Below are 11,508 nucleotides of genomic sequence, written 5' to 3'. Positions count from 1 at the left end.
TATGTTAAGTGATATTAATAAGCTCGGATTGGAAAATATCAAGAGTGTTTATCACAATCTAAGTTATGAAGATATATTTAAGCATGAGATTAAAAATAACGAAGGTGTTGTTAGTAAAAATGGAACTTTTGTAGTTGATACAGGTATTTTTACAGGCAGAAGCCCAAAAGATAAGTATTTTGTAAATCAAGACCCTTCAAATAAATATATATCTTGGGGTAAAATAAATCAGCCCACGACAAAAGAGCTTTTTGATAAACTAATGCTAAAAGCAAAAAAACAATTAAGCGGTAAAGATATATATGTCCAAGATGCCTTTTGTGGTGCTAGCCAGAAGAGTAAAAAATCAGTTAGATTTGTAACTGAAGTAGCTTGGCAAGCACATTTCGTTAAAAATATGTTTATACGACCAAATGAAGAAGAACTTAAGAATTTCAAACCTGATTTTGTTATATACAATGCTTGCAAATGTGTAAATGATGAGTGGGAAAAAGATGGTCTAAACTCAGAAGTATTTGTTATCTTTAATGTCGAGGAAAATGTTGCAGTTATTGGCGGTACTTGGTATGGTGGAGAGATGAAAAAAGGAATTTTTTCTATGATGAATTATTGGTTACCGCTTGAAGGAAAACTAAGTATGCATTGTTCTGCAAACGTAGGCAATGATGGAGATACAGCTCTGTTTTTTGGACTTAGTGGAACAGGAAAAACAACACTATCAACAGATCCCAAAAGAAAGCTTATAGGCGATGATGAGCATGGTTGGGATGATGAAGGTGTGTTTAATTTTGAGGGCGGTTGCTATGCTAAATGTATAAACTTAGACAAAGATAGTGAGCCTGAAATTTATGAAGCTATCAAAAGAAATGCACTTTTGGAAAATGTTGTTTTAGATAAAGATGGCGTTGTTGATTATACAGATGGTAGTAAAACAGAAAACACACGCGTAAGCTATCCGATAGAGCATATACAAAATCACGAACCTAGCTTAAGTGCAGGTCATCCAAGTAATATTATATTTTTAACAGCAGATGCCTTTGGTGTTTTACCTCCTGTTTCAAAACTTACAAAAGAACAGGCTATGTATTATTTTCTTAGTGGTTATACAGCAAAAGTTGCTGGGACAGAAAGAGGCATAACAGAGCCTGTTGCTACATTTAGTGCATGCTTTGGAGAGCCATTTATGCCACTTCATCCAACTGTATATGCAAAGCTATTAGGCAAGAAGATAGATAAGCATAATGTAAGTGTATATCTTGTAAATACTGGCTGGAGCGGCGGTGCTTATGGCGTTGGTAAAAGAATGAGCATAAAAGCTACAAGGGCTTGCATAAACGCTATTCTTGACGGCAGTATAAAATCTTGCGAATTTGAAAATTTTGAAAAGTTTAATCTTGCTATACCAAAACAATTAGACGGAGTTGATACGGTTTTATTAAATCCTATAAACACTTGGGCTAATAAAGATGAATATATAGCTTCAAGAGATAAATTAGCAACTATGTTTGAACAAAATTTTAAAAGATATGAGGATGTAAAAGAAGGCATTGAATTCGCTAAAGCCGGCCCTAAAATATAAATTTACTATTATATTTTTTCTTCTGATTTTATATATAGTATCTGATATATTAGGTTTTTACAGTTCAAATCATAATCAACTTTTAGTTGCAAAAACACCAAAAGAATACAATGTATTTGACGGTGTTGATTATATAAATACAATAAGAGAAGATAATGGTCTTGGTTGGTTTCGTGCAAATAAAAATTTAGAAATTTCTGCTACTAACCATGCCAATCATCTTCTTAAAAATAAAGATAAAATTAGTGTAAGTATGCACGATGAAGAGAGAAATCTTGATGGTTTTACTGGTGAAGATGTATCGCAAAGGGCTATGTTTGCTGGCTATAGCTCAAGCTATGTTGTAGAAAATATATCAAACAATCAAATAAACACAAGAAGCTCCATAGATAATTTACTCAGTGCTATATATCATCGTTTTGGTTTTTTAAACTATTCTTTTAACGAGATAGGTTTTGCAAATGTTTCTTTTGGTGATGAAAAGTTTTATGTTTATAATATGGGTAATTCATATGTAAACAATATCTGTTTAAAAGGTGGTGATTTTAAAAATAGCGGTTATTATATAGATAATGTATGTAAAAATAATATTTATAAAATAAAACAAGATAGTTTTAAAATAGCTACTATACCAAAAAGCCCAGAATATATTAAATTTCCATATAAAAATCCAGCGCTTGCTTATTTTAGTGGTGAGATACCAGATCCGATTCCATCTTGTAAAATTATGGGAAATCCTATAAGTATAGAGTTTAATCCAAATATTGAAAATATAAAAATGCAAAGTTTTAAAATTTTTAGGGACAATAAAGAGATAGATGACACGGTTATAATCACTAAACAAAATGACATAAACCATAAATTTAATAAAAATCAATTTGCATTGTTTTCAAAAAAAGTGTTTGATTTTGATAAAGAGTATTTGGCTGTTTTTAAATATACCCAAAACAACAAAGATAAAGAGATTAGGTGGAGCTTTAAAACTTTAACACCACGGTTTAATTATTTTTCTATTAAAGATGGAGATATCTTAGAAATATATCCCGATAGATTTTATGATATCTTTATAAAACCTCGTGATTGCAATGATGTATTTACTAGCTATTCTTATAAAAAATCAACTTTGTTAGATGCTTATGTTAGAGATATTGGGGTAAACATGATAAGAATAAGCTTAAGTGGTTATAAAGGCGATAAAATCACTATATCTACAAATAATGGCGTGAAATTTAAAGCAATACTAGCTAAAGACTCTAAAAATGCAACTAAAATATTTGGGTTTAGATTAAATTATTTAGTGCTTGTTGTTTTGGTTTTTATCTCTTTTGCGTTTATGATTGTTGATCTTAAGCATCAAAAAAATAAGTAACTTTTGTTTTAAAAGCTAATGTTTTTATATCTAATTTTGAAACCAAATTTATAGTCATTTAAATTTTTACATCATAAATTAGTAAAAAATTGATTTTTTATTTAAAATTTAACCAGTATTTAAATTAATATTTATTATCATCTACTCGAAATTAAATAATAAATATCATAATTATAACAAGGATATCCATGAACAAACTCAGGTTTTCTATGATAACTATATTAATGCTTGGTTTAAATGTAAATTTACAAGCTGTTGATATAGAAGAAAGTAATAGTATTGAATTAGATAGCGTAACAGTTACTGGTGAATCAGATAACGATCCTATGCAAAAAAAGGTAGGTGAAAGAGTAAAGAGTGCTAAGACACTCACTAAAGAACAAGTACAAGATACAAGAGATCTAGTAAAATATGAAACTGGAGTAAGCGTAGTAGAAACAGGTAGATTTGGTGCTAGTGGTTATGCTATAAGAGGTGTTGATGAAAATAGAGTAGCTATAACAATAGATGGTCTAAGACAAGCAGAAACTTTAAGCTCTCAAGGATTTAAAGAGATATTTGAAGGATATGGTAACTTTAATAATACAAGAAATGGTGTAGAGATACAAACCCTAAAACAAGCTACTATCACAAAAGGAGCTGACTCTATAAAAACTGGTTCAGGGGCTCTTGGTGGTTCTGTTATGTTTGAGACAAAAGATGCAAGAGATTATCTACTTGATAAAGACTATTTTTATGGATTTAAGACAGGTATATCAACAGCAAACTCTCAAAGATATGGTTCTCATACCCTAGCTGCTAGATACAAGTGGTTTGATGTGCTTTTGATAAACACAAAAAGAAAACTAAGAGAAACAAAAAACTATGGATATGATGAGTATGATGATAGTGTAGTAGGTAGAGAAAGAGAGAAAGCCGATCCATACAATATAAAAAAAGAAAGCACCTTGCTTAAGTTTAGCTTTCAACCAGCAGATAATGCAAGGATAGGTATAGCTTATGATAACGGTAAAGTTAATTCAAAAGGGCATGATTTTTCTTATACTCTTACACCTAATAATATTACAAATACAGCAGGAATTGATAAAGTAATAGCTGATAGAAGATATACAAATGATACAACAACAAGGAAAAACTTTAGTGCTACATATGAAGTTTTTAGTGAAATGCCGTTTTGGGATAGTATAAAAATCACTTACTCAGATCAAAAAATAAAGGCTAGAGCTAGGACTGATGAGACTTGCGAGGGGGCAAGTTGTCAAAATATACAAAATCATGCAGGTCTTCACATAAAAGACAATAAGACTGTAGATAAGGATGATCAAGAGTTAAGTTTGCATTATGAAAATGGTGGTCTTAAAAAGGTAAAAAATCACAAAGATGAAGATACTTATGATAAATTTGTTGCTACAAAAAAATTAAGCGAATATAAATTTTATTGTGATTTGTATGACTGTGATTCTCCTGATAAGCAGATAAAGCTGATTATAGATGATACTAACGACTATACTCAAGGGAAAAGACCAATAGTAAAAATAGATTTAACAAAAGAAAATCAAAATACTATAGCTAAGATAGATGGTGGTGCTAAAAAAAGAAATCTTAAATTTACAATAGAAAATAAGGTGGATAAGGATAATAGAAGATATAAAAAAATATTAGCGCAACATACATATAAAGGTGGATTTGGCGATACAACAGCTTCTTACGAGGATTTATATATGTTTATCCCAAATCAACCAGGTTTTATAGAAAATCAATGGAAAGAGAGAGATCTAAATACAGATACCAAACAGTTTAATTTTGATTTTACAAAAAATTTAGAACTAAAAAATTTAGAACATTATGTGCAATACGGACTATCTCATACCAGTACCAAAAAAAGCATGATAAATAAAGCTGGATATAACGCAAAAAATCCTCAATGGTGGGCTGACTCTGATGGTGACTGCTCAACAAAAGGTTCTACTGATATAGGTAATGCCTTGAAATGTCCAAAGACAGAAAAACCTACAAGTTTTTTAATACCTGTTGAGTCAGATGAGGGTGCCTTGTATCTAAAAGATGAGATACATTTTAACGATCAAGTTTCACTAGACATAGGATTTAGACATGATAGAGTAAAATATAGACCAAACTACATACCAGGAAGAACACCAAAAATAGCTGATGATATGGTAAAAGGTCTTTTTGTTCCATTAAAACCAAAAAGAGATGTGTCAAAAGTGCCAGAGAAAGTGCATAGCTGGGATAAGCCGAAGAAAAATAGCTATGCACATTTTGAATCATGTAAAGATGTATCAAAAAAAAATTACTTTGATTGTCCTATTGATAAAATAGTTGTTAAGGATGAAGATAAATTTAATAAAGAACTTAAAGAATTTGAAGAAAAAGATAAAACTTATAAGAACTATTTAAAAGATGTAGAATACAATAAACTTGTTGATAAAGAAAACGAAACAAATCCCCAAAAAAATATAGAGTATTTTTCTCAGCCTAGAGAGTTTAAAAACAACTCTTATGCCATCGCAGCAACACTTGATCCAACAGAGTTTGTAAGGGTTCAAGTTAAGTACTCAAAAGGCTTTAGGGTGCCTACTCATGAAGAGCTTTATCTTGCGTTTAAACATCCTGATTTTACTATAAAGCCAAATGTTGATTTAAAACCTGAGATAGCAAAGACAAAAGAGATAGCCCTTACTTTGCATAAAAATATGAGCTTTTTAACTATGAGTATTTTTAAGACAGAGTATAAAGACTTTTTGGATTTAGAATACAAAGGAACAGAGAAATTAAATCAAGGAAATCAAAATAATAACGGTACTCAAACCAATAGCTCTCTTGACTTTGATATCTATCAAAATGTAAATAGACAAGATGCTTCTGTTAATGGATTTGAGATAAGCTCTAGGCTAAATTTTGAAGATATATATAGTAAATTATCAGGATTTTATATAGGATATAAACTTACAAATCAAAGAGGAAGTATACTTACAAAACAAGATGGAAATGTTCCTATGAATGCTATACAACCTAAAAAATCAATATATAGCTTTGGCTATACAGCTCCAAATGATACTTTTGGAGTGGACTTTTATCTTACAAGTGTGAAAGCTAAAAAACCAAATGAAACATATAATATGTTTTGGAAAAATGAAAAACCAAGTTCTCCAGCAGATGCAAGGGATTATATAAATGGAAAATTAGTTACAGACTCATCGGCTCACTGGCTAAGTAATAAATACAATATCTTGGATATGATAGCCTATGTAAGACCTAAGAAAAATCTTACATTTAGACTTGGTGCTTATAATATCACGGATGAAAAATACATCACTTGGGACTCAGCTAGATCTATCAGATCTTTTGGAACTATGAATATGGTTAGAAAAACAGATAGTCTTGGTATAAATAGATTTAACGCACCAGGAAGAAATTTCAAACTTGATTTTGAGTTTACATACTAGTCAATAAAAAATAAAGACCAAGATTTTCTTGGTCTTTTACACACTAAAATATCTCTCTTTTTATCTTTACAACATCATCACTTAAAGCATCTCTTTGTTTTTGTGTTATGTTTTATCTACTAAATATCACTTTTAAATAATATTTAACAAACATACCCTTGCATTAAAACAAATTTTATTTTGTTCTATTGTACTTTACTGCAAGAGTAGCCTACAGCTTTAAAATCTCTATAAATTTCATTTATATTTTAGTCTTGTTTATAACCATGTTGGATATAGTGGATTTTAAGTATATTTGCATTTAACTTGTTTGGTGTAGTATTAGCGGTGTATCATTATAAAACACTCTAGAATTCTTTTAAATCATGCTTATTTGCACTTGATACATCATAAACTATACAGACTTAAATTTTAAAACAAATTATATAGCGATATTATGGTGTATTGTTTTTATCAAAACAAGCCATTTCTATACACTAAAATATCTCTTTTTTATCTCTCTTTTTATCTTTACGACATCATCGCTTAATGCATCTCTTGGTCTTAAAAGCGGCACGAGTATCTCTTGTGATAAGCTTGCCGGCTTTTTGTCTAGTATGTAAATCCTATCTGATAATAGTATAGCCTCTTCTATATCGTGAGTTATAAAAAGTGTGGTTAGCTTCATATCTCTTACTACATCAAGATACCAGCTGTGGATGTTCTCTTTTGTCATTGCGTCTAGTGCTGAAAATGGCTCATCTAGTAGTATAAGGTCTTTTTCAAAAAGATAAGTCCTAAGCAAAGCCGCTCTTTGTCTCATGCCACCTGATAGCATTTTTGGATATTCATTTTGCATACCATCAAGGCCAAATTCCTTAAAATACACCATAGCCTTATTATAGGCTTCTTGCTTGCTTTTGCCTTTTATTATCTGAGGTAGGGCTACATTTTCAAGGACTGTTTTAAATGGCAAAAGTAGGTCTTTTTGTAGCATATAGCCTACATTTCCACTTTTACCAGTTATATCTTCATTATCAAGCAAGACTTGTCCAAAGCTTGGGGTGATAAGTCCTGCTGCTATGTTAAATATAGTGCTTTTACCACATCCACTTGGTCCTATGATACTTACTATCTCATTTTTATTTATATGAAAATTTATATCCTTTAAGATATGTGTATCGCCAAATGAATGTGATATGTTTTTTAGTCTTAGTTTCATAGCTTACTTTAAAAACTCATTTGTAAAGCCTTGGTCTGTCAAAGGCTCTTTTATAAGCTTTTGATTGTATAGCCATTCATAAAATGCATTCCATCTTTTTGGGTCTATTATGCCCCAAGATTTCGCATCAGCTATGTATTGTGTTGATACAAATTTTTGACTCTCTCTGATAAGATTAGCGTCGCCTTCTGGTGCATTTTGTATCAAAACCTCAGCTGCTTGTTCTGGGTTTTTAGCAGCAAATTCATAGCCTTTTTTGATAGCTTTTAGAGCTTTTTTGGCGATCTCCGGACTATTTTTTAAAAAATCATTGTTTGCTATGATAACAGGAGCATAGTAATCAAACTCTTTTGCATAGTCTTTAAGTAAGAAAAAATTTGTTTTTACATTTTTTACCTTAGAGTATATGTAGTCCCAGCCCTTATAAACAAGTATCGCGTCAAACATTTTAAGTCTTAAAGCTGTTGTAGCGTCTGTTGATTCGCCCGGTATTAGGCTTATTTTATCCCAGTTGCCACCATCTTTATTTACTATGTATTTTATGGTTGCGTCATCTATCGGGTCTTGCCAAGTTGAGTATTTTTTACCTGTCATATCTTTTGGAGATAGTATGTTGCTTTCTTGTAAGCTTAGTATACCACCTGTGTTGTGTTGAAGTATAGCTGCTACTGCTGTTATAGGAGTTTTTTTAAGAAGTCTTTTTACCATATTTGGCTGAAAATAAACCCCAAGTTCTGCTCTACCATATCCAACTATCGTTGATGAGCTATCTTCTGATGGCTGAACTATATCCACATCAACGCCTTCATCTTTAAAATACCCTTTGTCTTTTGCGACAAAAAGACCTGTGTGATTTGTGTTTGGAACCCAGTCTAGAACGATAGTTAGTTTTTTTATATCATCATTAGCATTAAGCCCTACAAATAGCAACATAGATAGTATAAAAAATATCTTTTTTTTCATTTTGTTTTTCCTTTGTTTTAGTATTTAACTACTTTTTTATGTATGTAGTTTATAATCGCCATCAAAACCAAACTTAGTATAGATACAAAAAAGATAATTGCAAACATTTTATCAAGCGCAAATGCCTTTCTCACCCTTGTCATATATACCCCAAGCCCATAAAAACCACCAAGCCACTCAGATACCACAGCTGATATCAAAGCATAAGATATTGATACCCTAAGTCCAGCGAAAAAATACCCTAAACTTGCTGGAAGTTTTGCGTGGCGATATGTTTGCCACTTTGTAGCACCCATACTTTTTAAAAGTGTCAAGCTATCTTTATCCACCGACCTATATCCATCTATCAAAGCTATAAGTATAGGAAAAAATCCAGTAAGCACTATAAGCACTATCTTTGGTGTCATATGATATCCAAGCCATATTATCAAAAGCGGGGCTATTGCTATGGTTGGTATGGTTTGTGTGATTATGATAGGCGGATATAAGATATCATAGCAAATTTTAAATGTATCCATTAGTATGGATAGTAAAAATGCCAAAACTATAGCTATGCTTATGCCTATAAATGTTTCAAGTAGGGTGTATTTTGTGTGATACATTATAAGGCTAAAATCATCTATAAAAGCCTTGATGACAGAGTAGGGGGAGGGCAATAAAAACTCAGGTATGATCGCTAAACTCGCCATTATTTGCCATATAAGCAAGACAAGCCATATAATGCTATATCTATATAAAAAATTAAATAAGTTTTTAAATTTCTGTTTCAACACTAACCTTTAAACTGTCAATGTAAGTGCTAAAATGAAATCTATCTTTTTCCTACGTTGGCATTATCCAAATCAGGTTATACGGGTATGATCTCAGCCATAAAAGCACCCCAATGAACTAAAAGCAATATTATACTGTTTTAATCTAAATTTAAAACACCTTATTGGATATAAAGATATTTTTGGTTAATTGTTTTGTATAATAATTCAAATAATTTTAACTCATAAAAGGATTTAAATGTTTTTTACACTTATTTTTATTATAGCTATGTGCTTTATGAACTTTTATTCTTATAAATTTTTTGTTTCAAAGATAGCTTTTTTAAAAAATCATATTTTTAGTGTGAGAATCTTTTTTATACTTGTTTGCATCCTTGAAGTTTTGTTTATAATTCAGTTAAGATATCTGTTTTTTAACTCATCTTTTTATATATTTAGTGCGACTTTTTTGGCATTTTCTTGGTTTTTGTTTGCTATAAGCATTTTGTATCATTTAGGCTTAATTATCTTAAATAAGCAAAAATTTATTAGCTCAAGAAGAGAGTTTATAAAAATTTGTTTTGATATAACATTTGTTATATTGTTTATTAGTTTTTTTCTAAAAGGTCTATTTTCAGCCATAATGCCACCTAAGATAAAAGAGAAAAATATCAAGATAAAAAATCTAAAAAAAGATATAAAAATAGCCCTTATAACAGATATACATATAGGCACTTTTTTGCAAAAAGAGTTTTTAGCAGGTATGGTAAATGATATAAACAAAACAAAGCCCGATATCGTTGCTATATCTGGGGATTTGGTGGATATGAAAGCCGATGAAATAGGGGATTTTTTAGACCCATTAAAAGACATAAAGAGTAAATACGGTGTGTTTTATGTGCCGGGAAATCACGAGTATTATCATGGGGTAGATGCGATTTTAGCAAAGATAGAAACCCTTGGAGTTAATGTGTTAAGAAATGATTGTATAGAGTTAGATGATATAAATGTATGTGGTGTTTATGACGTTAGTGGATATAGATTTGATTATCTAAAGCCTGATTTAAAACAAACATTGTCTGGCGTAAATGATGATAAACCGGTTGTGTTGCTAGCTCATCAGCCAAAATTTGTCGAGTATATGCATAAAGATGTAGACCTTGTACTAAGTGGACATACACACGCTGGACAAATTTTTCCTTTTGGACTTCTTGTGCTATTGCAACAGCCTTATTTATATGGTCTTTATCAACATAATGATAAAATGCAGATATATGTTAGCTCTGGTGCCGGTTTTTGGGGTCCACCTGTTAGGATTTTGGCACAAAGTGAGATAGCTATATTAAATTTATATGGAGATAATAATGCTTGATAAGATGATTTCAAATTTATTTGGTGCGATTTTTGGTTGTAAATTTCCAAAAGTCATTCAAAAAATGATAAATAGATGGTATGTAAGTTATTTTAAGATAGATATGAGTGAGTTTTGGAATCCTGACACTTATGAGAGCTTAAATAAGCTTTTTACAAGAGAGTTTATAAAGCCAAGAGATATTGATAGTGATAAAAGCTCATTTATAAGCCCTTGTGATGGCACTTGTCTTAGTTGTGGTAGTAGCGTAGCCAATCTTGCATTTAGCGTAAAAGGAATGGGATATAGTGTAAGTGAGTTGCTTTGGAATGCTATAAGTGATGATGATATGCAAAAAGGGTATGACTTTTTAAATCTTTATCTTAGTCCGAGTGATTATCACCATTATCATTCACCGTTTGATATAAAGGTAAAAAAAGCTATATATGTGCCAGGTAGATTATATAGTGTAGCTATAAGCAAACTAAAAAAAATAAGCAGTCTTTATACAAAAAATGAACGCGTGATACTTGAATGTGAGATAGAAAATATAGGTAAAATTTGGCTTGTATTTGTAGGTGCTTTAAATGTCGGAAAGATGAATTTTGTCTTTGATAGTAGGATAAAAACAAATGCAAAAGCAAATGATGTAAATGTATATGAATATGATAATTTGTTTATCAAAAAAGGCGATAAGATAGGAAATTTTGAGCTTGGTTCTACCATAGTAATAATTAGCCCTAAGGGTTTGATAAAATACAATCTTAGCGAGTTGCAAAAGGTAAAATTTACTCAAAGCATAGGTAAAATATCTTTGTTAGGAGAATAA

Annotated in this window: 8 protein-coding genes and 1 riboswitch; of the genes, 5 read left to right on the top strand and 3 right to left on the bottom strand. The window is 30.8% G+C overall.

What is annotated here, in order from left to right:
* Position 1: 1 nt before the first annotated feature.
* From pckA to CPIN17260_RS05270, 3 genes are all read left to right on the top strand, one after another.
* On the top strand, positions 2-1,579 hold the full coding sequence (gene pckA, locus CPIN17260_RS05280) for a phosphoenolpyruvate carboxykinase (ATP) (protein ID WP_069637466.1): 1,578 nt from the start codon (positions 2-4) through the stop codon (positions 1,577-1,579).
* Positions 1,548-2,948, top strand: a complete 1,401-nt coding sequence (locus tag CPIN17260_RS05275; RefSeq protein WP_078440693.1) for a CAP domain-containing protein — start codon at positions 1,548-1,550, stop codon at positions 2,946-2,948. Before pckA ends, CPIN17260_RS05275 begins: the two co-directional genes overlap by 32 nt.
* A 188-nt stretch (positions 2,949-3,136) precedes the next feature.
* Positions 3,137-6,415, top strand: coding sequence for a TonB-dependent receptor domain-containing protein (locus CPIN17260_RS05270; protein ID WP_078440692.1), 3,279 nt, complete (start codon positions 3,137-3,139; stop codon positions 6,413-6,415).
* A 469-nt stretch (positions 6,416-6,884) separates the two neighbouring features.
* Here CPIN17260_RS05270 and CPIN17260_RS05265 read toward each other — a convergent pair whose 3' ends face one another.
* The 3 genes from CPIN17260_RS05265 to CPIN17260_RS05255 are packed head-to-tail and all read right to left on the bottom strand — an operon-like array spanning position 6,885 to position 9,268.
* Entirely contained in the window at positions 6,885-7,616 is a 732-nt protein-coding gene (locus CPIN17260_RS05265) for an ABC transporter ATP-binding protein (protein ID WP_078440691.1), read from the bottom strand.
* Between the two features lie 3 nt (positions 7,617-7,619).
* Positions 7,620-8,579 carry an ABC transporter substrate-binding protein gene (locus CPIN17260_RS05260; protein WP_078440690.1) on the bottom strand — a complete coding sequence of 320 codons (960 nt, stop codon included), beginning with the start codon at positions 8,577-8,579 and terminating at the stop codon, positions 7,620-7,622.
* A gap of 17 nt (positions 8,580-8,596) precedes the next feature.
* Complete coding sequence (locus tag CPIN17260_RS05255) at positions 8,597-9,268, bottom strand: ABC transporter permease (RefSeq protein WP_078397961.1); 672 nt, start codon at positions 9,266-9,268, stop codon at positions 8,597-8,599.
* Between the two features lie 112 nt (positions 9,269-9,380).
* A riboswitch (TPP riboswitch) is annotated at positions 9,381-9,472 on the bottom strand.
* A 115-nt stretch (positions 9,473-9,587) separates the two neighbouring features.
* Here CPIN17260_RS05255 and CPIN17260_RS05250 point away from each other — a divergent pair.
* On the top strand, positions 9,588-10,700 hold the full coding sequence (locus CPIN17260_RS05250; protein WP_078440689.1) for a metallophosphoesterase: 1,113 nt from the start codon (positions 9,588-9,590) through the stop codon (positions 10,698-10,700).
* On the top strand, positions 10,690-11,508 hold the full coding sequence (locus CPIN17260_RS05245; protein ID WP_418225736.1) for a phosphatidylserine decarboxylase: 819 nt from the start codon (positions 10,690-10,692) through the stop codon (positions 11,506-11,508). Before CPIN17260_RS05250 ends, CPIN17260_RS05245 begins: the two co-directional genes overlap by 11 nt.

It is taken from the genome of Campylobacter pinnipediorum subsp. pinnipediorum, assembly GCF_002021925.1.
Taxonomy (GTDB): Bacteria; Campylobacterota; Campylobacteria; order Campylobacterales; family Campylobacteraceae; genus Campylobacter_A; species Campylobacter_A pinnipediorum.
The sequence above is the reverse complement of the archived record's forward strand: the minus strand, read 5'-3'. Positions and strand labels throughout refer to the sequence as shown.